This window comes from Natronolimnohabitans innermongolicus JCM 12255 (assembly GCF_000337215.1).
GTDB lineage: Archaea > Halobacteriota > Halobacteria > Halobacteriales > Natrialbaceae > Natronolimnohabitans > Natronolimnohabitans innermongolicus.
The window spans coordinates 11,048-35,485 of record NZ_AOHZ01000107.1 but is presented as its reverse complement, the minus strand read 5'-3'; the positions used below and the strand labels follow the sequence as shown (position 1 = coordinate 35,485).

Here is a 24,438-nt window from a genome sequence, read left to right as displayed (position 1 = left end):
CATCCCCCGTCACGGTGCAGAATCGATAGGACGATACCGGAGCCGCGTGAGCATCCCGCACGCGGATGGTACAAACGCTGCTCGTCGCTGGGACCGCGAGCCACGTCGGTAAGTCGACGGTAGCCGCCGGTCTCTGCCGACTGCTCGCCGACAGTGGGGTCTCGGTCGCCCCGTACAAGGGACAGAACATGAGTAACAACGCTCGCGTGGTCGTGCGGGCAGACTCCGGAGGGGGGGACGAACACAAAAACGGCGACGCCGGCGATGCCGACGATCAGTGGGGCGAGATCGGCGTCTCGCAGTTCGTTCAGGCTCGAGCGGCCCGAATCACGCCGACGACGGACTGCAACCCGGTGTTGCTCAAGCCCCGCGGCGACGGCGAGAGCCAGCTCGTCGTCCAGGGCGCGGCTCGCGAGCACGTCCCCGCCGGCGAGTACTACGAGCGCCACTGGGACCGGGCTCGCGCCGCGGCCGAGGACTCCTACCGGCGGCTCGCGGCCGACCACGACGTGATCGTCGCCGAGGGCGCCGGCAGCATCGGCGAGATCAACCTCCACGATCGGGATCTGGCGAACGTCGAGACGGCGGCGTTCGCCGACGCCGACATCCTGTTGCTCGTCGACATCGAACGCGGCGGCGCCTTCGCCAGCCTCTACGGGACGATCGAACTCCTGCCCGAGACGCTGCGCGAGCGCGTCGTCGGCGCGGTCATCACCAAGTTCCGCGGCGATCCGAGCCTGCTCGAGCCCGGCATCGAGGAGATCGAAGCGAGGACGGGCGTCCCCATCCTGGGGGTGCTCCCCTACGACGATCCCGGCCTCCCCGAGGAGGACAGCGTCGGACTGCCCGGGACGGGAGAGCGGGGCGTGCTGGGCGCCGAGGACGGCGTTCCAGCCGATCGACGGCTGACGATCGCCGTCCCCCGGCTCCCGCGGATCTCGAACGCGACCGACCTCGAGGCGCTCGCGGCCGAGCCGGGTGTCTCGGTCGAGTTCCTTCCCGTCGAGGACGGTCGAGAAGAGGGCGATCGAGCGGTGCAGACGGCGAGTGACGCCCTCGAGTCGGTCGCCCCCGACGCAGTCGTCCTGCCGGGAACGAAAAACACGGTCGACGACCTGCTGGCGGTCCGCGATGCCGGCTACGCCGACGCGCTCGCCAACTTCGAGGGACCGATCGTCGGCGTCTGCGGCGGCTACCAGTTGCTGGGCGAGCGGCTCACCAACGCCTCGCTCGAGGGAACGAGCGAAGACGACGTCGTCGAGGGACTCGGGCTGTTGCCAGTCGAGACGCGCTTCGAGGGTACAAAGCGCCTCGAGCAGACGACCGTCCCGGTCGACGGCTCGGCGACGCCGCTGCTCGCCGGCGCCGAGGGGACGGCCTCGGGCTACGAGATCCACGCCGGCCGAACGCGGACGCTCGAGGACGCAAGCGTAACGCGACCGCTCGGCGACTCGAGTGCGGCGACGGAGAACGTACTTGGAACCTACCTCCACGGCCTGTTCGACAACGAGTCGGTACGAACGGCGTTTCTCGAGTGCGTCGCGCGCGAGGCGGGCGTCGATTGGGGCGGTGTAATCGGTCGAGACCGTCAGGGGGACGCCGACGCGGCGACGGACGCGACGCCGTACGACCGCGCCGCGGCGCTGGTCCGTGACCACGTCGACCTCGAGGCGCTCGGCGAGCCGTTTGCGACCCTCGAGTGAGACGCGTTTCGGGACGGACGGCTACGCCGACCCGCCACGATACGTTCCGAGCAGTTCCTCGAGGATGATACACTCCTGGTCGGTCGACTCGTAATGGGTGTCGATGAACCGTTCGGCGGCCTCGTAGTCGCCGCGGAGGCCGTGTTTTCGGACCGTGATCACGGCGTCGAGGAAGAAGGTACCACCGTCAGCACCCAGCGCCTTCGCGTGGTCGGCCTGGCTGATGTCGAGTTCGGATTTGATCTCGTCGAAGTTGAACGTCTTCACGTCGTGATTGTTGTTGACGAGCGTGAGGACGTACTCGGCAGAAAAGCGGTAGAATTCGGATTTGCTCTCGAACATACCGTCGTCGACCAGTTCGTCGATCGCCTCGACGACCTCGTCCGGGTACCTGACGGTATCTTTCGCCATACTGCTAGGGTCTTCGCTCCGCCCTCATTATTGTTTCGAAGACTTGTTAGATTATCTATGCGAGTGTGAGGGTGGCGTCCACTCGGTGTTCGTATCGAGTCTCGAAACGAAACGAACGTTAAAGCGAGTGGGGTGGATTCCCCCAGACGAGTAGGTGTGATCGACGTGTCCCTCGGATTCCTCGTCAGTTCCCTCCCCTGGTGGATCGCAGTGCCGCTGCTCCAGCTAGCGGTGCTCGTCGTCGGGATGGCACTCGACGAAACGTACGTCAATCGCACCACAGTTCTGATGGGCGCCATCGCGACGCACATCTACATCTTGATCGCCGGCAGCGCCGGCGTCTTGGTCTCGCTGTACGCCGATTTCGGGCTGGTAGTCGGCGCCTACGGTCTCTACGCCTACGTCATCGACGGCTACGTCGGCGGCTGGTTTCGACTGCTCGCGTACTACGTCTACTCGCCGCTGTCGGTCTTGCTCGTCGTGTTGACCGCCGGACCGACCGTCTTCGGCGTCGAACCGTTCGTCGTGCCCGCACTCGCCGGCGCGGCGGTCGCCAACTACCAGTTCCGCGAGTATCTCCGCCCCGAACAGCCGTTCTACTTCGGGCCGCGAACGCAAGAAGAGTTCGACGCGGTACTCGAGCTCGAGGAAGAACTCGGCGACGCGATCGCGGGCGGTGCGGCCGGCGGACCCGCCAGTGGAGCCCCGGCGGCCGATGCGGGAACCAACGCTGCGGCGGACGGCGGCTCCGCGACTGACGGATCAGCCCCCGACGACAGCAGCACAACGGGGAGCGACCGAGCAGCGGGAGCGGCGGCCGCCCGCTCCAACAGAACCGACGCGACAACCCGATCGGCGTCCGGCCAGCAGCGAACCGCCGAGACGCAGAGGTCGGCTGGCCAGCCAAACTCGACCGACGACGTCGACCGAGCGGCCGCCGACCCGGCCGCCGCGGCCGACTCGAGCGAGCGCGGCATTCTGCCGGAATTCATGCGTCGACTTTGAGACGGTCCGCCGTACCCAGCTCCAGCACAGCCTCGGTCCGTCGTGGGTTACGTCAGCAATGACGGACAGGAGCGGGTGTGAGGGAGACCGGATACGGATGTCATCGCTCGGGTTCGATCTCTGCTGGCTGGTTCTCAGGATAGACCTGGCGCGCGCAGACTGTGCGAACTATTATCACCCACGGGAGAGTAGGCGGTATCGACGGCGCAGAATCGAACGGGTACCGTCTCCCCCGCGGCGTAGCAACTACCTGCAAATTTATTATTTATCGGCTGTAAGTGAGAGGTGCAATGGCAGACGAAGACGAAATCCGAGAGCAGATGATCGACGCGTTCGAAGGCGCAGACTACCCCATCTCGAACCCGATGGACCTCGTTCCGGCCCTGCCGAACGGCCCGGGAACGAAGTTCGAGTCCGGCGACTTCTCGATGACCGCGATGGAACTGAACACCAAGACCTCCGGTGGCGACTTCCCGTACGACGATCCAGAGTCGTTCGTCGACGACGTCATCGAGGACCTCAAAGACCAGGGCGAACTGTAAGACAGAAACCACCGCGGCCAACCGTGCCGGAGCGGCCGCGTGATTCGCAGTCCTTTTCGGTGGCGTCGCTTACCTTGACCGTTGAGACCGGACACACGTTCTACACCGTGTAAACGCTTTACACCGTGTACACATTCTACACTGTGCGAGAAACCATTCCTCGGGAACAGTAACGCACGAGGGATATTCCGGCGCCAATCGTCATCCGGCCGCGGGAAATCTACCAGTACGCTTTTATTCTAATACGATCATGACACAAAGAGACGCGTTCAACACTGACGATCGGCGTGTCCTCGCCTTCGCATGTCCCTCCAGCACCGTCCCGAGACGCTCGTTCTGGTTACGACGACTCACTCGAGTCGGTTGCAGAGACACCTTCGCGAAGAGACAGGGTTCGAGGTGGTGACGGTGTCTCCAGAATCCGTTGGAGCGGATAGCGGCGACGTTCGCGACGACAACAACGGCGGCGCGGACGGCGACGAGCGCACCGGCCGCGCTGACTCGCCGCCCGTCGCCGTCGTCGAACTCGAGTCGCCGGACCGACTGCGGTCGGTTCTCGATCGGCTGCACGCGATCGACCCGACGCGTCCGATCGTCGTCGCCCCGCCAGCCGGCGCCGGCAGCGAAACGCTCGCGGCGACGGCGTTTCGCAGCGGCGCAACCGAGTACATCCCATCGGTGCCCGCGACGGAGCGACTCGACGCCCTCATCGAGGTGCTCGAGTCCTCTCGAAGCGGCGACGGAAGGCGGCTGGCGTCACCGTCGGGGACGACCGGCGACTATCACCGCGTCCTCGCGAGCGAACTTCCCGACGAGGGGTTCGTCATCGGCGCCGACGGGACCTATCTCGAGGCGAAGCTTCGTCCCGACGCCGCCGCCCGGTACGAGACGACGGCGTCTGAGATGACGGGCCAACAGCTCGCCGACGTCTTTCCCGACGACGTCGCCGCGACGCTACAGGCCTGTATCGACCGAACACTACAAACGGAGGACGTCCAGTCGGTCGAGTACGAGGCGCTGACGACGGAGGGACGACGACGGTACGAGGCTCGGGTCGTCCCGCTCGACGAGCGAATCGATGGACAGCGGGCCGTCGTCTGGCTCGCCCGGGACATCACCGAACGGGTCCGACGGGAACGGAAACTGCGCACCAGACAGGACCAACTCGAGACGCTCAATCAGATCAACACGGCCGTCGGACAGGTGATCGAAACGCTGGTCGAGGCACCCTCGCGGGATACCATCGAACACGAGGTCTGTGACCAACTCGTCGATTCCGAACTGTACTGTGGCGCTTGGATCGTCGAGCGGACCGGCGAAGGGACCGTCTCGTATCGAACCGGTGCCGGCGACGCACAGCGATACCTCGAGGCTGCGACCGACGACGAGACGACCCACGAGCGACTGGTACAGCGGGCCATCGAGACGGGTGAGGTACAGACCGTCCGGTCGATTCCGACGAACGAGTCGTTCTCAGAACCGGTTCGGGCGGCCGCACGAGCGGACGACGTCGGCTCCGCGATCGCCGTCCCGATCAGCCACAGCGACTCGATCTACGGCGTGCTGACGGTTCTCGCGGGTCGCGAAGACGCGTTTAGCGAGAGCGAGCGCGCGGGGTTCAGCCTCCTCGGAGAGACGATCGGGTTTACGATCATGGCCGTCAAGAGCCGACAGCTGCTGTTTGCGGACACCGTCGTCGAACTCGAGTTCCGGATCGACGGCGGCGACACGTTCTCGTTCGATCTCTCCGAATCGTACGACTGTACGATCTCGCTCGAGTGGGCCGGAACGACGACGAGCGGTCGGACCGTCCAGTACGTGACCGTCACCGGCATCGATAGCGAGACCGTCCTGTCGGCGGCGGGCGAGCATTCGTCGATCGAGGAGTGTCGACTCATCCACGGCGGCGGAGATAGCTGTACGATCGAGATACGACTCGCGGAATCGGGCGTTCGAACGCTCGCGAACCACGGCGCGACGATCCGAGACGTAACGGTCGAGGACGGCGTCGGCACCTGCCTGATCGAGGTCTCACAGGATGCGAACGTCCGCGAGATCGCCGAAGCGCTCACGGTGATCTACGAGAACACGGAACTCGTCGCTCGCCGCGAAGTCGATCACCCGGTCCGCACCGCAGTCGAACGGCGCAATCGCATCCTCGATCAGCTGACCGATCGCCAACTCACGACGTTGCGACTCGCCTACTACAGCGGCTTTTTCGACTGGCCCAGGGAGAGCACTGGCGAGGAGATCGCCGAGGCGATGGGCGTCTCGGCGCCGACGATGCACCAGCACCTCCGAAAGGGATTGAAAGCCGTCCTCAACGAGTTCTTCGACGTCGGGGGCGGCGGTGCCGATGGCGACTGAGGCGGGCTGCGGTACCGAACGGCCTCCGGACGGGACAGTCACGAGATCTTAAAGGTGCGGCATGTGAACCCGAGCGTCGAAGCGGGAGACGCGCGCTCGTTCGGACGAAATGTGCACGACGAGTCGGCGACGGTCGACCGCCATCCGCCGTCGCAGCGGGGGGACCTCGGAGTATGCGTCGAATCACATCGAATCCGACGCTCGAACCGCGACAGTGAAGTGGCGCTGCGGCTGGGAACACGGGCCGGGGAATCGACCGATCGAGAGCGGTCGGCCAGCGGAGGGCGCGAAGACGTGATGGGCGCGGCGAGAGTCGAGTCTCTCTACGAGGGATCGAACGGGCGCTACTACACCGACCACCAGCGCGTACAGCGACTCCGAAGCGGAGAGTGGACGGCCTGTCTCCGACAGCGAAATCCCGATCGACAACTGGTCGAAACCGCCGACGACGGACTCCTGTTGTTGGCCCCGACCGACGACCTCCCATCCTGGGCGGAGCTCCGCGTCGACGGCCGAGGCGCCCGCGTCGTCGATACGCGACGGCCGATTCCGGGACGCTCGACCCCGGCGGCCGCAGGGCCGGCGAGACGCGGCTGAGCGAGCCGAACGAGCCCGCTCCGAACGCTTCGAGCCGCTGCGTTCTGTCCCACCTGAGTGAATCCGCTTTCAGAGTGTCATCGGCTCGCGAACAACCATAAATGACGAATATGTAAACCGATACAAACTGGGAGGGAAGGGCGAGAGTAGTCGGTGTGAATCGGCGCGTCTTCCTCGGCTCGCTCGGCTCGCTCGCCTCCGTCGGGACGCTCGCGTATGCGACTCGAGAGCCCGTCGACACGGTCGAGGTTCGCGTCTGGCTCTCCGAGGGCGCCGCGCAGTACGACGGCGTTGCCGACCGTATCCGAGAGTATCTCGAGCGGTTTCTCGACTTCGAGTTCTGGTCGCTCGAGCTCTCCTTCGGCGAGCCGGTGTCGACGTCGACCGAGGACGGCGCCCGCGTGACCAGCAGCGGGGAGTGGCCCGTGGCGCTCGCGGCCGGCGCGGTCGGGCGGCGCGATATCGACCCCGTCAGCGACGTCAACCTGCTGGTGACCGACGGGCAGATGCGGGAAGCGCCGACCGGCTACGGGCTGCCACACGTCGCGTCGGTCGGGGGCGCTCGCTACATCGCCGAACTCGAGTCGGTCGACGAACTGTACGACCTCTCGGAAGTGGACACCGACCGGCGAGTCGTGCCGAACGACCGACGCATCCGGACGATGCAGATACTCATTCACGAGATCGGTCACGCGCTCGGCCTCCAGCACGAACACGGCGTTTCGTTTCGCGACGGCGACGCGATCGTCGCGACGCCGATGCTCAGCAGCTACGCCTGGAGCAGCAACTACGACGGGGACCACTCCCACTGTGGAGCGAGCTATCCGGACCCGGGAGACCACGCGCGGAAACTCAGCTTCGAGTTCTCGACCTGCGCGCGTCGGGAACTCGCCGAGTACAACGGAGGCTTGCTCTACAGTCGTCAGTGAACGTCACTTCACACCTGATCGCACGACAGCGGTACGATCAGTGGTGAATCGTTTCACTGACTACTGGAGCCCTCAGCCGTCGTCGTCGCGTTCAGTTTCACCGGGAACGACGCCCGTCTTGGACTCACCGGAGCCGCCGACCTCCGCACTCGGCCCCTCGATGAGCGCTTCGAAGTCGTCGACCTCGTCGTACTGATCGCGGTAGACCAGCGCCGCCCGTCCGAGCGACGAAATTTCGTACAGCCCGGAGCGCTCTGCCGGACCGATCTTGTGGACGAGCCCGTAATCTTCGAGTACCGGAAGCCGAGTATTGATGTTTTTCCGGCTCTTGCCGGTGTGTTCGGCGAGGTTCGTTGCGACGTTTCGGCCCTCCTCCTCGAGCGCCTCCAGGATCAGGAAATCAGTGGGTTGGCGTAGCTTCACTAACGTTCACTCTCACACGGTACTACATTTCCAGTGGTAACTAATAGTTTCTGCTTTTAGAATTGTGTTATGAGAAGAGAGTGACTGCGAAAACAGAATGAGTCAGGAAATCGATACGCGAAGAGAGCGCCTCCCGGCGTAGCGTGACGGTACGGCCGCCGGAGAACGGGTCGGCTTGTGGATGGTGAATTGGCACAGAAGTGAGGTGAACGCGAGCCGAAACGAGACGTAAGCCGACACGTCCCGATAGCGGTTGCTTACTCCGAGTCGAGCAACTCGACGCCGGTCGAGCCGAGCCACTCCAGGAACGTCGCGACCGCGTCGGGTGACTCGAGGCGAGCGGAGGCGGCGGACGGCTCGTCGCCGCCGACGCGAACGCCGATTCCCTCCGGTTCGACGGTCTCGAACGCCGATTCGTCGGTCACGTCGTCGCCGACGTAGATCGGAACCGCGTCGTCGGGCGCATCCGCCGCGATCAGCGCGACCGCGTTTCCCTTGCCCCACGGAATCGACGGCTCGATCTCGAGGATCCGCTTGCCGCTCGAAACCTCGAGCGCGTCGCCGCCGAGCCGTTCGACGGTCTCTCGCGTCCGCCGTCTGGCTTCGGGTCGGACGTCCTCCGGCACGGATCTGAAGTGAACCGTTCCGGTCAGTCGCTTGTTCTCTATGCGAACGTTCGGTACGTCCGCGAGTCGGTCCTCGAGGGTCGTACAGACCGCCTCGATGCGCGCGGCGCGTTTGCTCGCGACCGGGTGGACGGCGACCGAGTCCTCGCGCTCGAGTTCGAGGCCGTGGTTGCCGGCGTACGTACTCGGACCGTCGATTCGCTCGCGGACGTCCGCCAGCGCACGGCCGCTGACGACGGCCGTCGTGACCGACGGCTCGGCCGAAAGCGTCGCAACCGCGGCCTCGTTCGCCGCCGTCGCGGTCGCCGCCTCGGGGTCGTCGACGATCGGTGCGAGCGTCCCGTCGAAGTCGAGACAGCACACCAACCGGGACGCCCCGGTCAGACGTGACCGGAGCCGCGGCCGAACGTCGGACAGCGGCGCCGGCGTCTCGCGTGCGTCTGCCACCGACATATTATACGGTCGACGTTCGTTCGGTCGAATCGCGATCCGAATCCGAGTCCGAATTCGAATTCGGGTCCGAGTCAGCGTCAGTACTCGAGTTCGTTCTCGAGCCGTTGGCCCGCACGTTCGTATCTGAACTGTCGGCCCGCGAGTGCATATCCGAGCTATCGGTCCGCGAGTTCGGTTCGGTGCCGCCGGGCCGTACATTCGAGTGCGAGCGTGGCCTCGAGTTCGGCGCCGATCCAGCGGCCGAATCCAGTCTCGACCTCGACTGTGGTCGTGGGTGCGCTCGCGACCTGGGGCGAGCGCCAGTGTCGTCAGCAGCGCCATCGGTCGAGCGGAGCCGGCGGCCGGGGTCGGTACGCCGGTCCGAACCGCGAGCGACCGTCTGCCTGCGACCGCGTACCGGCTTCGAGCGCGGTTGCCGGCGGCGGCTGGTCGCGGTCTCTCGGTCGACGGGACCGTCGGAGCCGCCTCGGCGACCGTCGGTGTGAACGCGTCGAATCCAGTCGAACTGGGTCTTCATCCACCACTCGAGGTCGCGGTCGAAGACGCGATTCCGGAGCGTGTTCATCCGCGACTGGCGCTCGTGGGCGGGCATCGAGACCGCCGCCTCGAGCTGGGCGGCGAAGTCGTCGGTATCGATCGGGTCGATCGTGAGCGCGTGCGATCCGAGCGTCTCGTGGGCGCCGGTCCCCTCGCTCAACAGGAGGGAGCCGTCGCCGTCGACGCTCGCGGCGACGTACTCCTGGGCGACCAGGTTCATCCCGTCGACCAGCGGACTGACGACCATCACGTCCGCGCGCCGGTAGAGTCCACACAGCGTCGCGTTGGAGAGGTAGTCCTCGGTGTAGACGATTGGCTGCCAGTCGTCGGTCCCGAAGCGACTGTTTATCCGCTCGACTTCGCTTCGAACGAGGTCGCCGTGGCGCTGGTAGGTCTCGATCTCCGTCCGAGAGGGCGTCGCCGACTGGATGAAGGTGAACTCGCCGTGCCAGTCGGGGTTGCACTCGAGGAACCGCTCGACCGCCGCCAGCCGCTCGGGGATCCCCTTCGAGTAGTCGAGGCGATCGACGCCGAGTCCGATGACGTTCTCGGGGTCGATCTCGTAGCGGTCGAACAGCGACGAAACGTCCGCCGACGACCGATCGCGGGCGTCCTCGTCGTAGGTACCGGCGTTGACGCCCATCGGCGTCGCGACGATGCGCGTCGTGGTCCCCTCGTACGTGACGGTCCGTCGCTCTCGGTCGACCTGCGCGGCCGGCAGATACTGCCGGACGCAGTCGAGAAACCGGTCGACGTACCGGTCGACGTGGAAGCCGAGCAGATCGTTGCCGAGCAGCCCCTCGAGGAGTGCGCGGCCGGCGGGACAGTGCTGGAAGGTCCCCGGCGTCGGCCACGGGATGTGCCAAAACTGCGCGACGGTCGTCGACTGCGGGACCGAGTCGCGGATCATCCGCGGCGCGAGCGCGAAGTGGTAGTCTTGCAGCCAGACCGTCGAGTCGGCCGTCGCGTTCTCCGCGACCGCGTCGGCGAAGCGCTCGTTGACCGTTCGATACCACTCGAAATCGTTCGAGCGGTTCTCGACGAGGTCGGTAAAGCCGTGACAGAGCGGCCAGAGGACACGGTTGCTGAAACCGTAGTAGTAGGATTCGACCGCCTCTTCCGAGAGGTCGATCCGCCGCAGCGTGTAGGCGTCCTCCCCCGGCGGCACGGCGACCCGATTTCGGTCGTCGGTGACCGCGAAGTCCGCCTCGCCGTCGCCCCAGGCGATCCAGGTTCCGTCGGACTCCTGGACGATGGGATCGAGACCGGCCGTCAGTCCGCCGGTCGGCTCGTCAACTGTAATGGCACGGCCGTCGTCGGTTCGGCCGTCGCTGTCTTCCGCACCGCCATCGCTCGAGTCGGCGTCCGAGCCGGCCGACGAGTCGTCCGTCGACTCGGACTCGCTTACACCGTCGGTTCGTGCCTCGGCGTCGTCGGCGTCGGCCGCAGCCTCGTCGTCGTACTCGTGGCGGTACGGCTGCCGGTTCGAAACGACGATCAGCGATCCCGGACACGGCGATCCGTCGGACGATTCGGCGGTCGTCCCGCGGCCGTATCCGTCGGTCCGTAACTGGCGATTGCTCGGATGCGTCGACGACAACTGCTCGTCAGTGAATCGCATTCGCTGCAATTGAACAGCTTCGCCGCTAGTTGCTTCGCGGCCTGCATCCGCATGGACCCTAATAGCTCACCCATAGCAGTCGAATCAACGAGACAGTCAGTCGAATAGAAGCGAACGCATCGCCGGACGGCTCGCTTGGCCAAGCAGTCGTGTCGAGAGCCGAGCAGACGAACCTTCTTTTCGTCCACCCTCGAACCACGCTCACGATCACGATGTCATCAGTCTTCGAACGCCGCCTCGAGGCGTGTCGGAACCACCTCGAGCGCGTCGGCGCGTCGCTTCTCGTCTGCTTTCCGAGTCCGAACCTCACGTACCTCACCGGGTTCGCGGAGTCACCCTCCGAACGCCACCTGCTGTTGTTCGTGGCCCAGACCGGCGATCCGGTGCTGGTCGCGCCGACGATGTACGACCGCCAGCTCGCCGCGTTACCGATCGACGATCCCGCACTCGAGGTGCAGTTGTGGGACGACGAGGACGATCCGGTCGAACTCGTCGACGCGGTCGTCGAAACGCTGCTGTCAGACGTCGAGGACGCTCGAGAAGCCACGGACGCCGACGCCGCAGGTCCAGCAGCTGCGGATCCTGACGCCGCAGATCCAGACGCCGTGGACGAGCGCAGCGGACCGACGATCCTCGTCGACGACCGCATGTGGGCAACCTTCAGCCAGGACCTTCGCGCCTGCGCCCCCGACGCGACGTTCGGCCTCGCAAGCGGCGTGCTGGAGGAGCTTCGATTGCAGAAAGACCCGGTCGAACTCGAGGCGCTACGCCGGGCCGGATCGATCGCCGACCGCGTCTCGCTCGAGATCCGCTCCCGGGGAACGGAACTCGTCGGGACGACCGAGTCGGAACTGGTGGCCGAAATCGAGCGGCTGCTCGCCGCGGAAGGCGGCGTGGAACCGGCGTTCGAGACGATCGTCGCGTCGGGTCCGAACGGTGCGCGACCCCACCATCACAGCGGCGACCGCGAAATCGAGTCGGGCGATCCGATCGTCCTCGACTTCGGCGCGTTCGTCGACGCCGACCTCGAGGACGGCACCGCCCGCTATCCCGGCGATCAGACCCGAACGATAGTCGTCGGCGAACCGTCGGCGACGTACACCGAGGTTCACGAGATCGTCCGCGACGCCCAGCAGGCCGCCGTTGAGGCCGTCGAACCCGGCGCGACGGCCGGTTCGATCGATCGCGCCGCCCGATCCGTGATCGAAGACGCCGGCTACGGCGACGCGTTCACCCACCGAACCGGCCACGGCGTCGGCCTCGAGGTCCACGAACCGCCGTACATCGTTGCCGACAACGAGCGCGAACTCGAGCCCGGGATGGTGTTTTCGACCGAGCCGGGCATCTACCTCGAGGACGAGTTCGGCGTCCGCATCGAAGATCTGGTCGTCGTCACCGACGACGGCGCCGAGCGGTTGAACGACTCGCCGCGCGGCTGGGAGACGGGCGACCGGTATCGGCCGACGTGATCGCTCGAGGCGCGACCGGAAGACACCGGGTTTCCAGTGAATTCGGCGAAAAGCGGAATCAGAACCGGGATCGGACACCGGGTTTCCGGTGAAAGGGGAGTTGCGGACGAGAGCACTGGCGGCGAGAGCGGAGGGGGTGACGGATGCGCTGCTGCCGAGAACCGAAGTGAGCGAGGGAAACGACGCCCAAGCGAGCGACAGAAACTACGGTTCGTCCGTCTCGACGAGCACCTTCCGGACGACGTCGGGATCCTCGAGCAGTTGGTGTTCGGTGTAGCTCCCCTCGGCGCTCCCGCCGCTCTGGCGGGACTGTTCGATGATATCGAGGAAGGCGTGTTCTTTCAGGAGGTCTCGGACGCGGCGTAAGGAGAGGGTATCCGAACCCTCCTGCCGACAGATCTCCTCGTAGACGTCGAAAATCCGGGTCGTTCGAAAGCCGTCCTCGTCGGGCGTGTTGAGCGCGAGCACTGCGAGGGCCTGGAGAACGTACCTCGAGTGCGGCGTGGAGCCGCGGATGAGTTCCCGAAACCGGTCGGTTTCGGCCCGCTCGCGGGCCTGGACCACGTACTCCTCCTGAACCCGCTCGCTGCCGTTTGACTGTGCGATCTCGCCTGCGTAGCGGAGAATGTCGATCGCCTTGCGCGCGTCCCCGTGTTCGCGGGCCGCGAGGGCGGCCGCCCGCGGAATAACCGACGGCTGGAGGACGCCGTCTTTGAACGCGTCGCTCCGGGCCTGCATGATGTCCCGAAGCTGGTTGGCGTCGTACGGCGGAAAGACGAACTCCCGCTCGCAGAGACTCGACTTGACCCGTTCGTCCATCCGATCCTTGTACTTGATCTTGTTACTGATGCCGATGACGCCGATCTTGCACGACTCGAGTTTGCCGGCCTCGCCCGCGCGCGAAAGTTGCATAAGAATGTCGTCGTCGTCGAGCTTGTCGACCTCGTCTAAGATGATGAGGACGACCTCGTACTGCGAATCGAGCACCGTCCAGAGGCGCTTGTAGTACGTCGACGTGCTGAGCCCCTTGTCCGGGATTTTGATGTCCGTCCGGTCGGAATCGTTTAGCGAGTGGGCGATCGTCTGGACTGCCTGTGTCTCCGTGCTATCCTGGGCGCAGTCGACGTAGGCGAACTCCGCCGTGACGCCCTCCTCTTTTGCGACGCGGACCAGTCGCTCGGAGATGTGTTTCGCACAGAGCGACTTCCCGGTGCCAGTCTTCCCGTAAATGAGGAGATTGCTCGGACTCTGCCCGAAGATCGCCGGGTTGACCGCGTTCGCGAGGTCCGCGATTTCGTCGTCCCGACCGACGATGCGTCCCTCCTCGGGGAGATGATTGATCTCGAGTAACTCCTTGTTCTCGAAGATCGGGTCGTCGCGCGTAAACAGATCGTCGCCGGAACTCGACATGAGTAGTGACACCACGTTTCCGGTGAAACGTCTTTACTGTTTGGACTCGGACGGGGTGAACCGCTAAGCGGGGCGAATAACTGGTATAGCGGCGTTCTCGAGGACGTATGTAATTTTGTAGATAGGTTGGACGAAATCGGAACACACACACACCACGTTTCCGGTGAAACGGGAAAATGGGGGGAGGGGGTTCCAGATGAAACGGGGGTTGTGATTCATCGGAAACGTGGTGTGGGGGTAGTCCGAACGAGGACGGAACAAGAGCATTTGATGGTTTCAGACCGTCTACAGTGCGTTCAATGGGTTTTCAGTCACGGAACGGAGAACGTCTTCGATAGCGAAACCGACTCGAGTCGTCGACCGACCACCAGGTCGTGGATCGGTCAACAACGCTTCGAAACACCGGACCGGAGAATCAGGAGCGACGAGAAAAGAGCGACAGAGCGAGTCACGAGACGTTCGAGGAGGGCTCGAGCAACGAGAGGCGTAGCGAGAGACGGGTGTGAACGCGATACGGGTGGGGGAGGAGAGACTCGTTTCCGGTGAAATTGCAGCGGTCGACTCACGTCGACTGCCAATTCTAGGAGAGCACCCAATGGACTTTTTCTCCCATAGTGATTTATAGTTAACGAATAGCGGTGGAAGAGATGGGATAAGCAAAACGCGGTGGATAGAGACTTGGTATCGAGTGTAGATTCTACCGCTCGAGAAACTACTGTTCGGCTCGAGAAACTATTGCTCGAAGACTGCTACTGCTGTTCGAGAAACTGCTAACTTACCGGTTTCCGTCTTTCCCGTGCGCTTTCTCCGTTTTGCCTCGCATTTCCTACCGCCGTCCTCACGTACTCACCCCCTTACTTTCACAACTCTATCCCCACTTGCTACATCCGACTTTTCTCCCAGTTCTCTCACCTTACCCGTTCCACCCCACCCCACCCCTCTTCACCCCATTTCACCGGAAACGTGGTGTGCGCGCGCTCCTCATTTGTCCCTGGACCTCCCGAATTGCTTGGTACCAGCGACACCCCGGACCACTTGATTCCAGCGACACCCCGGACCGCCTGATACCCGCGGTGCGTTCTCACCGTTTCACCGGAAACGTGGTGTGCGCGCGCTCTGGTCGTTCTCCAGTCTTCGGTCCGCTTCGGTCAGCGTACGATTTTCGTCCGTCGGTCGGTAGCGCTTGCTGTCGCTGTCTCTCGTTTAGACCTCGTTCGTTTCAGTTCACAGTCTCAGCCTGCACATTCTCTCTTTAGTTCGAATAGCTACCGGTCAGAAACAACAACATGAGACGTCCCGTCCCTATTGCCCAGTTCACCGGAAACGTGGTGTGTCAGTCCGCCGGTCGTCCTCACCCTGTTCGAAGCGTTCTCGTCCGTTGGCTTCTCGTCTGTTGGCTACTGGTTTCGTCTCTCTTACCGACGAGGTGGTATTCCAGTGCCTGAGCGACGGTGAGAGAATCTCCCAGTGGATCAGTGATTTCGTTCACCGGAAACACGGTGTGTGCGAGTTACCGTTCGCGAGGTTCTCGCGTTCGTGATGTGGGCTGACTACGCAGCGCCTCTCGGTCATCGAGGGTGGCTCCGATTACGGCTTTTCGCCCCGATACGCGCTTTCGTAGCGAGTTTCGTCGTCGAACCCAACACACCGGGACCGCAGCAAATACACCGGAAACGTAGTGTGTCCCAGCGTACACCGGAAACTCGGTGTGTGGACGATCGGCCCGAACGACCACGCCATTCGTGAGCGGTAGTCGTGCTACTGCGTCGCAGCGGACGAGACAGCGACAGTCGGTACAAACCGCACCGACCCCTCGCAACACGCACTACCGTACGGGCTCGCAGTACCCGTACGAATCAGTAGTAGTAGAACTCGAGTTCGTGACCGCAGTTGTGGCAGGACGTTTCCGTTCCGCGGAGTCGGTTGGGGGAGCGTTCGTCGTGAATTCCCGGTCCCGGCGGGACGGCGGTGCCGACTTTCGAGCCACACTCCGGGCAGTCGATCCGCACCGTCGATCGTTTTGATTGGGACATAATTACCACGGTAGTATCGAATTCGGGTTAGTTATACCAGTCGTACGGTCGATTCGTCACCTCGCGTTTTCCGTTTCGCTGAGGTAGGTTCTAGTTTATCTTAAATTTGCGATAGTCATTCGACGCGAAACCCAGTGGCGGTGATCCGGTCTCACCGACCCGTTGTCCCCGATTTCCCCTTCGTTCACCGGAAAGACGGTGTGTTCGTTCGACCCGTCGGCGTCCGTCGCGTTTCAATGTCGTCTTTCTCTCACCGTCCGTGCTAACTCGAGTCTACGGTCGAGACCGAGGCCGAGAGCAGTACTGATTTCGATTTCGGATCGCGACGAACCGATCGGTCGACTCTCGGCCGTCCCAGATTCGGCTGGTGTACCAACGGACATTTGATCGTACACTCCCACACGTCGAGTATGGAACGTCGGAGGTACCTCCAGTCGCTCGGTGTCGCTGGTCTCGCCGGTGTTGCCGGCTGTCTCGATACGCTGTCCGGCGACGACAGCGACACTATCCTTTCGGAGCCCGATCACCCGACCCAATTGAGCTTCCACATGCACGGCGAGGAGTTTCCGTCATTTTCAGTGCCGGACCCGATCGCCGACACGACCGTCTCGAGTGACGATCTTGTCGGCGAACGGCCGTTTTTGATGACGTACTTCTTCACGACGTGCCCGGACGGCGCCTGTCCGGCTTTGCTTCTCCGGCTCCGGTGGGCCCAGGAAGACGCCATTGAGAAGGGGTACGAAGACGATATCTCGTTGCTCGCATTTACGTTCGACCCCGAGCGGGACACGGCCGACACGCTCAGCGAGTACGCCGAAGCTCGAGAGATCGACTACGAGGCGGATAACTGGCACTTCCTCCGACCGGAGGAGTACGAGACGGCGGAGTCGCTGATGACTGAGACGTTCAACATGCCGCTCGATCGCGCCGAAGACATGGACGAACTCGAAGAGTACGAATCTGACCTCGGTGTGGACGACGACGATGCTAGCCATGGCGGCAACGGCCACGACGACGGCTCTCACAACGAAAGCGACGGTCACGACGGTGACGGTCACGACGACCACGACGACCACGACGACCACGACCACGGAGAGTACACGTTCGCACACTACAACGTCATCACGCTCGTCAACGAGGATGGCATCGTCGAGCGCGCGTATCCGCGGGCCGTCCAGTCTGAGCAGGCGGTCGATCGCGACCAACTCCTCGAGGACGTTCGAGCGGTCGTCGGGGTCGAGTAACGATGCGCCGACGAGAGGCCCTCGCCGGGATCGCGAGTGCGGGCGTCGTCGTCGGCGGTGGTGCGGCCGCGGTCTACGGCGTTCCCTCGATGGAGTCGCTTCTCGGGGACGACAGCGACGACGACTCGCAGCGAGAACCACTCGAGATCGAAACGATCGACGCGCCCGGGAGCGAGGCCGGGACGATCACGATTCCCGATCCGGATCAGGCGACGTTCATCGACCTGTTCGGGACGTGGTGTCCCCCGTGTGTCGATCAGATGCCGGGACTCGCCGAAGCGAACGAGCGGATCGGCGATGAAGTGGTGTTTTGCTCGATCACGAACGAATCGGTCGGCGAAAACGGCGCGATCTCCGAGGACGAACTCGCCGGGTGGTGGGCCGAACACGACGGCGACTGGTTGGTGGGCCACGATCCGACCGCCGAAATCACGGCTCGCTACCTCGAGGGTTCGTTTCCGACGGCGGTTGCGATGGACGCCTCGGGCACCGTCCAGTGGGCTGATTCGGGGGTCAAAACCGCCGACGAACTGGTCGAGGGAATCGAAACTGCACTCGAGGCCGATGACGGAAGCGAGTGAGGCCCGGAGAGCGGAACGCGGAGCGCAGACGCGAGGGAAGTCGAGGATGGAGGTGTGTAAACGGATGCAATCGAGAGCGTATGATGGGATGGAATCGCTGTTGAATACGAGCCAGTCTAGCGCACGGACGAGAACGTGCGGGGACCGAGCGAACGAACGCGAGATACCGACGAGATGAACTGAGTATGTTCGATGGATCGCTCCCGTTGGCGTTTGCACTGACAGCCGGCATCGCGACGTTCTTCTCGCCGTGTGCGTATCCGCTGTTGCCGGGATACGTCGGCTTCTACGTGAGCCAGACCGAGGGATCGGAGCCGTCGCTTTCGGGCGCGCTGAGTCGTGGACTCATCGCCGGTGCCGGCGTCCTCGTTACGTTCGGCGTGCTGTTCGTCGCCGCCTACTGGATCGGCCACTCGACGCTGTCGAATATCGTCCTGTTCGAGCCGCTCGTCGGTGCGATTCTGGTTATCTTCGGACTGTTAGTCGTCTTCGACCGCGCGCCGTCGCTGTCGATCGCGCTCCCGAAGCGGCGCTCGAGCGTCCTCGGGTTTGGGATCTTCGGCGCCGGCTACGCGCTGGCGGCGGCGGGCTGCGTCGCGCCGCTGTTCGTCGCCGTCGTCGCGCAGGCGCTCTCGCTCTCGCCCGGTTCGGCGGCGCTCGTTCTCGGCACGTACGCCGGGAGCGTCGTCGTCCTGATGGTTTCGCTGACCATCGCGACGGGAATGGGACTGGTTGCGGGCGCCGGCCGACTGGCCGCACACAGCGAGACCCTCAAACGTCTCGCCGGCGCGGTCATGATCCTCGCCGGGATCGGTCAGCTGTATCTCGCGATCGTCGTCCTCGAGGTCTTCTGAGCTGCGGTCGCTCGTTCGTTGCTCGTTGCTCGTTGCCCGTTGTTCGCTGTCTGTTGTTCGTTGGCCGTTTGCCCCGTCACCCGAGTTTCGTCCACCGGCAGGTTTCATTCGCAAGGCGTCCGTTCGTTTCCCTTGCTGCCCCACCATCGCTCATGGATTCGAAACGCCCCGACGTCCGCCTCGGTGATTCGGGAGACGAAGGCGACACCGTGACGAAACGCGACCAGCGTTCCGTTCGGGATCGGGACCGGGAGGACGGCGCGTCCGCAGGCTCGATTCTCGAGCGACTCCGCGATTACGTTTCCTTCGGCGGAACACGCGACTGAGTCGGTCACTCGATGACGTCGTCCTCGAGAAATCCGAGATCGTCTGCGGCGAGATCGGCGATCCGATCGACGATATCCGGATCGACCGATGCGACGTCGTCACCGTCGTGACGGACCTCGTTGTGTCGTTCGAGTGTCTCGGCGACCGACTCGAGGGGGACGCGGGAGGTCGTCTCGCAGTCCGGGCAGACGATCGGAACGCGCGGCCCGTCGTCGGTTTCGCTGTCGCCGTCGCGCTCGTTTGCGGTCGTCATCGTTTCGACGCTCTCAGGGACGCGGTAAAAATCGAACTGGTTTCGGAATCACGGTCGCAGCGGTCGGGCCGACTCGATTCTTCGAGTGATCCGTTGTCTAGCCCGACCGGCGTCGGGCGACGAGGACGGCTGCCGTCAGCGCGGCGAGGGCTGCGGCGACGCCGAAGCCGGGCATCTCGTCGTCTCCGTCGTCATCGTCGCTCTCGCCGGATTCGCTCTCGATTTCGGGCTCGGCGCTGTCGGTCTCGTTGCTCGCGGTCTCGCCGTCGTCGCTCGAGCCGTTTTCAGGGTCGTCGACGCCGCCGTCGTAGCCGTCGCGGTCGAGTTGCAGGACGATGACGGCCTGTCCGTGGGAGTGTTCTGGCTGGAACGTCCAGCCGCCACCGGCCTCCTCGTAGGACTCGGCGTCTTCGATCGGATCGACGTCGGAGTCCCAGGAGTCGTGGGCCTGCTGGATGTAGCCGACGACCTCGATGTCGTCGGCGTGCTCGCCGTCGATCTGCGCCTCGCCGTACTCGATGGTGGCATCCTCTGGCTGGTTGTGCATCTCGATGCAGTGGGAATCCATGTAGCCGTCGCCCTGTGGCAGGTCGTCGGTGGTACCGAACTGGTCGGCGTCGAGCGGCCGGTCGTAGTTTTCGGTCACTGGGTATTCGACCGTCATCGGATCAGCGCTCGAGTGCCACTCGAGTTCCTCGCCCGTCGGGACCGTGACGGTCGTGTCCGGAACCGTCTCGCCGACGATCGGGTCGCCGGCCTCGTTGAGCAACGTGACGCAGAGCTTGCCCGAGGCGTCACCGAGGTCCGGGTAGCGGTACTCGTCGCGCGGGTTGATGTAGCTCACCCAGTTGCCGTCGGGATCGCTCGCCTCGTAGTAGAGCTCACCCTGTTCCGGAGCGGGTTCGACGTAGGCCTCCTCGCTGACGCTCGCGTCGCCACCGGTGTCAGCGCCGGCGCTGCCGATGATACCGAGGCCGACGACGCCGACGAGACAGAGGCCGATCAGCCCGGCGACGAGGGTCGCTCGTGACCGAACCATGGTTACCTAGCCTCCGACGGGTCGGTCGCAGTCGGTTCTCCGTGTCGTCTGTCAGTCCGCCGTTGTGGACTCGCCATATTTGCGGCGAAGGACATTCACGATATTATCTATGAACCCCATACCGTACAGTAACGAATGATTACCAGTTCCAGGTAGCGTATTGCAACGGTTTCGCTCGCGGTCGTGCGTGCTTGCGCTGGCATCCCGAACCGACTTGCAGCGACTACAGCTAGCACGCAGTATGTCCATTCGCTCGGTTCTCGACCCCCGGTCCGAATCGGCAGTCGACGACTCGGAACACGGGAGCGGACGCAACGGGAGCGATGCACCCTCGGACGCATCGATCGTCGGCGCGTTGCTCCTCGTCGCGCTCGGCACCGCCGCCGTTGCCCACCTCGTCACGAAATACCTCGAATCGACCGACGCCGACGACCCGCTCGAGACGGCTCGAACGCGGACCGCGGCGGCCGTTCCCGAACCGATTCGCGAGCGGGCCGCGGGTGCCGTTCCCACCGAGGCGCGACGAATTCCGATCGGCGAGCCGGATTCGCCCGACGCCGCGAGCGAGTCGAGTTCGGACGTCGACGCCGACTCGAGCGACGTGTCCGACGCCGACGCAGACGATCCGATCGACGACGCGGAGGCGAACGCAGACCTCGCCGACGACCCAGGGGAGACGCGGGTCGTCTCCGGCTCGAGCGAGGAGATCCAGGACAGGCCGGCGGAACCGGGCGAGATGGCCGTCGACGAGGACGTCGAGGAGGCGGTCGGCGAGGACGACCTCGAGACGACGGCGGCTGACGCGGACGAGACTGACACCGAGGCTGGTGAGGCTGACGCTGCGGGGGACGAGGCCGACGCCGAGGACGCTGACGCCGACGAAACTGCGGACGACGAACCTGGCAAACCCGACGACGAACCGGGCGACGACGAACCGTAGCCGCCTCGAATGCGGGGCACTCGAGTGCAGGCGTCCCTGCTCGAGAGCGGTGCGACCGGTGTGAGCGGTGTGAGCGCGACCGGAGCGACCGCCGTGGGGCCGACTGAACTGACCGCCGCGAGCCGACCGAAGCGACCGCCGCGAGCGTGGTGCTTATCCGGCCCTCGTCCCTAGGCGGGAGCGATGAGTGAGGGGGATCTCGCGGCGTTTACGCACCTCGGACCGACGGTTCGCGACGCGCTGTCCGAACGCGGTTTCGCGACGCCGACGGCACCACAGCAGCTGGCGATTCCGCCGCTGTCGGCCGGCGAGCACACGCTCGTGATCGCGCCCACTGGCAGCGGAAAGACCGAGACGGCCATGTTGCCCGTCTTCGATCACCTCCTCGCCGACGACGTGGACGACGAAAACGCCGACGGCGGTCCGCCCGAGGGGTTCGGCGCGCTCTACATCACGCCCCTGCGGGCGCTCAACCGAGACATGCGCGAACGCCTCGAGTGGTGGGGCGACTATCTGGGCCTCGATGTCGACGTTCGCCACGGCGATACGACCCAGTATCAGCGGGGGAAACAGGCCGAAAATCCGCCGGACGTGCTGGTGACGACGCCGGAGACGGTTCAGGCGATGCTCACCGGCGAGCGCCTGCGGGAGGCCCTGGCCGACCTCTCTCACGTCGTGATCGACGAGGTTCACGAGCTCGCGGCCTCGAAACGGGGCGCACAGCTGGCGATCGGCCTCGAGCGACTTCGGGACCTCGCCGGCGGGTTCCAGCGGATCGGGCTCTCGGCGACGGTCGGCGACCCGACCGAGGTCGGCCAGTTTCTCACCGGCGGCCGGCCCTGCGAAATTCGGGAGATCGACGTCGGCAGCAACGTCGACGTGACCGTTACCCGGCCGGAGATCACCGCGGAAGACAAGCGACTCGCCGGCGAACTGATGACCGAAGCCGACACCGCCAGTCACGTCCGGCTGATCCGGAATCTCGTCGCCGAGAACGAGTCGACGTTGATCTTCGTCAACACGCGCCAGACCGCGGAGGCGCTGGGATCGCGCTTTACCGAACTCGAGCTTCCGATCGGCGTCCACCACGGCTCGCTCTCGAAGGAAGCCCGAATCGAGGTCGAGGATCGGTTCAAGTCGGGGGAGCTGGACGGCCTGCTCTGTACGTCCTCGATGGAGCTCGGGATCGACGTGGGGCGGGTCGATCACGTGATCCAGTACAAGAGCCCGCGGCAAGTTACCCGGCTGCTCCAGCGAATCGGCCGGGCGGGACACCGGCAAGACGAGGTCTCGCGCGGGACGATCGTTACGACGCGTCCCGACGACACCTTCGAGGCGCTGTCGATCGCGCGACGCGCCCGCGACGGGGAGGTCGAACCCGCCGCGATCCACGAGGGCAGCCTCGACGTCGTGGCGAATCAGCTCCCGGGGATCGTTCAGAGCCGCGGGGATACGCACCTCCGCGATGCGTACAATACCGTTACGCGCGCGTACCCCTTCCGCGACGTTCCCGAGGAGACGGTCCGCGAGGTCGTCTCGGAACTGCACCGCAACCGAATCGTCTGGTTCGACGAGGGCGAGGATCGACTCGAGACGACCGGGGGAACCTGGCAGTACGTCTATTCCAATCTCTCGATGATCCCCGACGAGGAGACCTACGAGGTCCACGACATCGCCTCGGGGGGCCAGATCGGCACGCTTGACGAGCGGTTCGTCGTCAACTTCGCCCAGCCCGGCGAGGTCTTCATCCAGCGCGGCGAGATGTGGCGCATCGCCGAAATCGACGACGAGGAGGGACGGGTCAAGGTGAGTCCGATCGAGGACCCCGCGGGCGAGGTGCCGTCGTGGATCGGTCAGGAAATTCCCGTCCCCGCGGCCGTGGCGGGCGAGGTCGGCGAGATCAGGGCTGTCGCGGAGCCGCAGCTGTCGGCGGGAGCCGACGCGGCCGCAGTGGGTCGGGAGTTGACCCATCGATACCCCGGCGACGAACGCACGCTCACCGAGGCCTGCGAGCAACTCGAGCGCCAGGTCGAGGCCGAGGCGCCGATGCCGACGGCCGACCGGCTCGTCCTCGAGCGCCGGGGACGGACGGTTGTTCTGAACGCGCCCTTTGGCCACACGGCAAACGAGACGCTCGGACGCGTGCTCTCGTCGCTTCTCGGACAGCAGTCGGGGTCGTCGGTCGGCCTCGAGACCGACCCCTACCGGATCGAACTCGAGGTACCGAGTTCGGTCGCGACCAGCGACGTACTGGGGATCCTCGAGGGGACGGATCCCGACCACGTCGAGACGATCGTCGAACTCGGGCTGAAGAACTCCGACGCGCTCGCGTTCCGACTGGCGCAGGTCTCGGCGAAGTTCGGCGCGCTCAAGCGCTGGCAGGGCAACGGGTCGGGTCGGCTCTCGAACGAGCGACTGCTCGCGGCGCTCGAGGACACGCCGATGTACCAGGAGTCGATCCGCGAGGTGTTCCACGAGGATCTGGATGTCGAGCGGGCGAGCGCCGTCCTCGAGGGAATCCAGTCCGGCGAGATCGAACTGGTGACCCATCGGGGCCGGACGCCGGTGGGACAGGGCGGACGTTCGTCCGGGGGGAAGGAACTGCTCGCGCCGGAGAACGCCGACGCGAGCGTTATCAACACCGTCCGCGAGCGCATCCAGAACGACCGGATCATCCTGCTGTGTACCCACTGCAAGGAGTGGAAATCGAAGACGAAGGTGCGACGAGTCTCGGAGCAACCGGAGTGTGGCAACTGCGGTTCGACCCGGATCGCGGCGCTGAATCCGTGGGCCGACGAGGTAGTGGATGCGGTTCGGGCGTCGGAGAAAGACGAGGAACAAGAGACGATGACCGAACGCGCCTACCGCAGTGCAAGCCTTGTCCAGAGCCACGGCAAGCAGGCCGTGATCGCGATGGCCGCCCGCGGCGTCGGCCCGCACAACGCCGCCCAGATCATCAACCGGCTCCGGGAGGACGAAGCCGAGTTCTACCGGGACATTCTCTCGAAAGAACGCGAATACGCCCGCACGCAGTCGTTCTGGGACTGAGTCGAGCGCCGGTTCTCGAACTCGTG

At 64.7% G+C, this 24,438-nt stretch carries 21 protein-coding genes; 13 read left to right on the top strand and 8 right to left on the bottom strand.

Annotation, left to right across the window (positions count from 1 at the left end; all coding sequences use genetic code 11):
* Positions 1 to 65 precede the first annotated feature (65 nt).
* A complete protein-coding gene (locus tag C493_RS21085) occupies positions 66 to 1,703 on the top strand; it encodes a cobyric acid synthase (RefSeq protein ID WP_007261528.1) in 1,638 nt (545 codons plus the stop codon).
* A gap of 21 nt (positions 1,704 to 1,724) precedes the next feature.
* Here C493_RS21085 and C493_RS21080 read toward each other — a convergent pair whose 3' ends face one another.
* A complete protein-coding gene (locus tag C493_RS21080) occupies positions 1,725 to 2,114 on the bottom strand; it encodes a ribbon-helix-helix domain-containing protein (protein WP_007261527.1) in 390 nt (129 codons plus the stop codon).
* Between the two features lie 156 nt (positions 2,115 to 2,270).
* On the opposite strand from C493_RS21080, the gene C493_RS21075 reads away from it, so the two are divergent.
* The 5 genes from C493_RS21075 (at position 2,271) to C493_RS21055 (ending at position 7,554) form a co-directional block, all read left to right on the top strand.
* Positions 2,271 to 3,119, top strand: a complete 849-nt coding sequence (locus C493_RS21075; RefSeq protein WP_007261526.1) for a hypothetical protein — start codon at positions 2,271 to 2,273, stop codon at positions 3,117 to 3,119.
* 290 nt (positions 3,120 to 3,409) lie between these two features.
* Positions 3,410 to 3,661 carry an MTH865 family protein gene (locus C493_RS21070; RefSeq protein ID WP_007261525.1) on the top strand — a complete coding sequence of 84 codons (252 nt, stop codon included), beginning with the start codon at positions 3,410 to 3,412 and terminating at the stop codon, positions 3,659 to 3,661.
* A gap of 303 nt (positions 3,662 to 3,964) precedes the next feature.
* Positions 3,965 to 6,028, top strand: coding sequence for a bacterio-opsin activator domain-containing protein (locus C493_RS21065; protein WP_007261524.1), 2,064 nt, complete (start codon positions 3,965 to 3,967; stop codon positions 6,026 to 6,028).
* A gap of 297 nt (positions 6,029 to 6,325) precedes the next feature.
* Entirely contained in the window at positions 6,326 to 6,625 is a 300-nt protein-coding gene (locus C493_RS21060) for a hypothetical protein (RefSeq protein ID WP_049889559.1), read from the top strand.
* A gap of 155 nt (positions 6,626 to 6,780) precedes the next feature.
* Positions 6,781 to 7,554: a zinc metalloprotease gene (locus C493_RS21055; RefSeq protein ID WP_007261522.1), complete on the top strand. Its 774-nt coding sequence runs from the start codon at positions 6,781 to 6,783 to the stop codon at positions 7,552 to 7,554.
* A 72-nt stretch (positions 7,555 to 7,626) separates the two neighbouring features.
* Here C493_RS21055 and C493_RS21050 read toward each other — a convergent pair whose 3' ends face one another.
* The 3 genes from C493_RS21050 to C493_RS21040 form a co-directional block, all read right to left on the bottom strand.
* Positions 7,627 to 7,977, bottom strand: a complete 351-nt coding sequence (locus C493_RS21050) for a winged helix-turn-helix domain-containing protein (RefSeq protein WP_007261521.1) — start codon at positions 7,975 to 7,977, stop codon at positions 7,627 to 7,629.
* 257 nt (positions 7,978 to 8,234) lie between these two features.
* Entirely contained in the window at positions 8,235 to 9,056 is an 822-nt protein-coding gene (gene otsB / locus C493_RS21045) for a trehalose-phosphatase (protein WP_007261520.1), read from the bottom strand.
* Position 9,057: 1 nt separating this feature from the next.
* The gene (locus C493_RS21040) at positions 9,058 to 11,214 is read right to left on the bottom strand and encodes an alpha,alpha-trehalose-phosphate synthase (UDP-forming) (protein ID WP_007261519.1); all 2,157 of its coding nucleotides are present in this window, start codon (positions 11,212 to 11,214) and stop codon (positions 9,058 to 9,060) included.
* Positions 11,215 to 11,426: 212 nt separating this feature from the next.
* Here C493_RS21040 and C493_RS21035 point away from each other — a divergent pair, with 212 nt between their 5' ends.
* On the top strand, positions 11,427 to 12,683 hold the full coding sequence (locus tag C493_RS21035) for an aminopeptidase P family protein (RefSeq protein ID WP_007261518.1): 1,257 nt from the start codon (positions 11,427 to 11,429) through the stop codon (positions 12,681 to 12,683).
* A 204-nt stretch (positions 12,684 to 12,887) separates the two neighbouring features.
* Here C493_RS21035 and C493_RS21030 read toward each other — a convergent pair whose 3' ends face one another.
* Complete coding sequence (locus C493_RS21030) at positions 12,888 to 14,093, bottom strand: Cdc6/Cdc18 family protein (RefSeq protein WP_007261517.1); 1,206 nt, start codon at positions 14,091 to 14,093, stop codon at positions 12,888 to 12,890.
* Between the two features lie 1,856 nt (positions 14,094 to 15,949).
* Entirely contained in the window at positions 15,950 to 16,126 is a 177-nt protein-coding gene (locus C493_RS23280; RefSeq protein WP_007261516.1) for a hypothetical protein, read from the bottom strand.
* Positions 16,127 to 16,536: 410 nt separating this feature from the next.
* On the opposite strand from C493_RS23280, the gene C493_RS21025 reads away from it, so the two are divergent.
* From C493_RS21025 to C493_RS23190, 4 genes are all read left to right on the top strand, one after another.
* Positions 16,537 to 17,370, top strand: coding sequence for an SCO family protein (locus C493_RS21025; protein ID WP_007261515.1), 834 nt, complete (start codon positions 16,537 to 16,539; stop codon positions 17,368 to 17,370).
* 2 nt (positions 17,371 to 17,372) lie between these two features.
* A complete protein-coding gene (locus tag C493_RS21020; RefSeq protein WP_007261514.1) occupies positions 17,373 to 17,951 on the top strand; it encodes a TlpA family protein disulfide reductase in 579 nt (192 codons plus the stop codon).
* Positions 17,952 to 18,136: 185 nt separating this feature from the next.
* Positions 18,137 to 18,805, top strand: coding sequence for a cytochrome c biogenesis CcdA family protein (locus C493_RS21015; RefSeq protein WP_007261513.1), 669 nt, complete (start codon positions 18,137 to 18,139; stop codon positions 18,803 to 18,805).
* Positions 18,806 to 18,957: 152 nt separating this feature from the next.
* Positions 18,958 to 19,131, top strand: coding sequence for a hypothetical protein (locus C493_RS23190; RefSeq protein ID WP_161606924.1), 174 nt, complete (start codon positions 18,958 to 18,960; stop codon positions 19,129 to 19,131).
* Positions 19,132 to 19,136: 5 nt separating this feature from the next.
* Here C493_RS23190 and C493_RS21010 read toward each other — a convergent pair whose 3' ends face one another.
* The gene (locus C493_RS21010) at positions 19,137 to 19,385 is read right to left on the bottom strand and encodes a hypothetical protein (protein ID WP_007261512.1); all 249 of its coding nucleotides are present in this window, start codon (positions 19,383 to 19,385) and stop codon (positions 19,137 to 19,139) included.
* Positions 19,386 to 19,482: 97 nt separating this feature from the next.
* Complete coding sequence (locus C493_RS21005; RefSeq protein ID WP_007261511.1) at positions 19,483 to 20,424, bottom strand: PGF-CTERM sorting domain-containing protein; 942 nt, start codon at positions 20,422 to 20,424, stop codon at positions 19,483 to 19,485.
* 241 nt (positions 20,425 to 20,665) lie between these two features.
* Between C493_RS21005 and C493_RS21000 the strand changes: the two genes are divergently transcribed.
* Complete coding sequence (locus C493_RS21000; protein ID WP_007261510.1) at positions 20,666 to 21,364, top strand: hypothetical protein; 699 nt, start codon at positions 20,666 to 20,668, stop codon at positions 21,362 to 21,364.
* Between the two features lie 183 nt (positions 21,365 to 21,547).
* Complete coding sequence (locus C493_RS20995; RefSeq protein WP_007261509.1) at positions 21,548 to 24,412, top strand: DEAD/DEAH box helicase; 2,865 nt, start codon at positions 21,548 to 21,550, stop codon at positions 24,410 to 24,412.
* Positions 24,413 to 24,438: the final 26 nt, after the last annotated feature.

Bases quoted from the DNA above. Each gene is read 5' to 3' on its own strand.
- C493_RS23280 (WP_007261516.1), bottom strand. From the start codon at position 16,126: ATGTCCCAATCAAAACGATCGACGGTGCGGATCGACTGCCCGGAGTGT.
- C493_RS21010 (WP_007261512.1), bottom strand. From the start codon at position 19,385: ATGACGACCGCAAACGAGCGCGACGGCGACAGCGAAACCGACGACGGG.
- C493_RS21085 (WP_007261528.1), top strand. From the start codon at position 66: ATGGTACAAACGCTGCTCGTCGCTGGGACCGCGAGCCACGTCGGTAAG.
- C493_RS21060 (WP_049889559.1), top strand. From the start codon at position 6,326: ATGGGCGCGGCGAGAGTCGAGTCTCTCTACGAGGGATCGAACGGGCGC.
- C493_RS20995 (WP_007261509.1), top strand. From the start codon at position 21,548: ATGAGTGAGGGGGATCTCGCGGCGTTTACGCACCTCGGACCGACGGTT.
- C493_RS21000 (WP_007261510.1), top strand. From the start codon at position 20,666: ATGTCCATTCGCTCGGTTCTCGACCCCCGGTCCGAATCGGCAGTCGAC.
- C493_RS21025 (WP_007261515.1), top strand. From the start codon at position 16,537: ATGGAACGTCGGAGGTACCTCCAGTCGCTCGGTGTCGCTGGTCTCGCC.
- C493_RS21080 (WP_007261527.1), bottom strand. From the start codon at position 2,114: ATGGCGAAAGATACCGTCAGGTACCCGGACGAGGTCGTCGAGGCGATC.
- C493_RS21015 (WP_007261513.1), top strand. From the start codon at position 18,137: ATGTTCGATGGATCGCTCCCGTTGGCGTTTGCACTGACAGCCGGCATC.
- C493_RS21030 (WP_007261517.1), bottom strand. From the start codon at position 14,093: ATGTCGAGTTCCGGCGACGATCTGTTTACGCGCGACGACCCGATCTTC.
- C493_RS21035 (WP_007261518.1), top strand. From the start codon at position 11,427: ATGTCATCAGTCTTCGAACGCCGCCTCGAGGCGTGTCGGAACCACCTC.
- C493_RS21070 (WP_007261525.1), top strand. From the start codon at position 3,410: ATGGCAGACGAAGACGAAATCCGAGAGCAGATGATCGACGCGTTCGAA.
- C493_RS21020 (WP_007261514.1), top strand. From the start codon at position 17,373: ATGCGCCGACGAGAGGCCCTCGCCGGGATCGCGAGTGCGGGCGTCGTC.
- otsB (WP_007261520.1), bottom strand. From the start codon at position 9,056: ATGTCGGTGGCAGACGCACGCGAGACGCCGGCGCCGCTGTCCGACGTT.
- C493_RS21040 (WP_007261519.1), bottom strand. From the start codon at position 11,214: ATGCGATTCACTGACGAGCAGTTGTCGTCGACGCATCCGAGCAATCGC.
- C493_RS23190 (WP_161606924.1), top strand. From the start codon at position 18,958: ATGGATTCGAAACGCCCCGACGTCCGCCTCGGTGATTCGGGAGACGAA.
- C493_RS21065 (WP_007261524.1), top strand. From the start codon at position 3,965: ATGTCCCTCCAGCACCGTCCCGAGACGCTCGTTCTGGTTACGACGACT.
- C493_RS21005 (WP_007261511.1), bottom strand. From the start codon at position 20,424: ATGGTTCGGTCACGAGCGACCCTCGTCGCCGGGCTGATCGGCCTCTGT.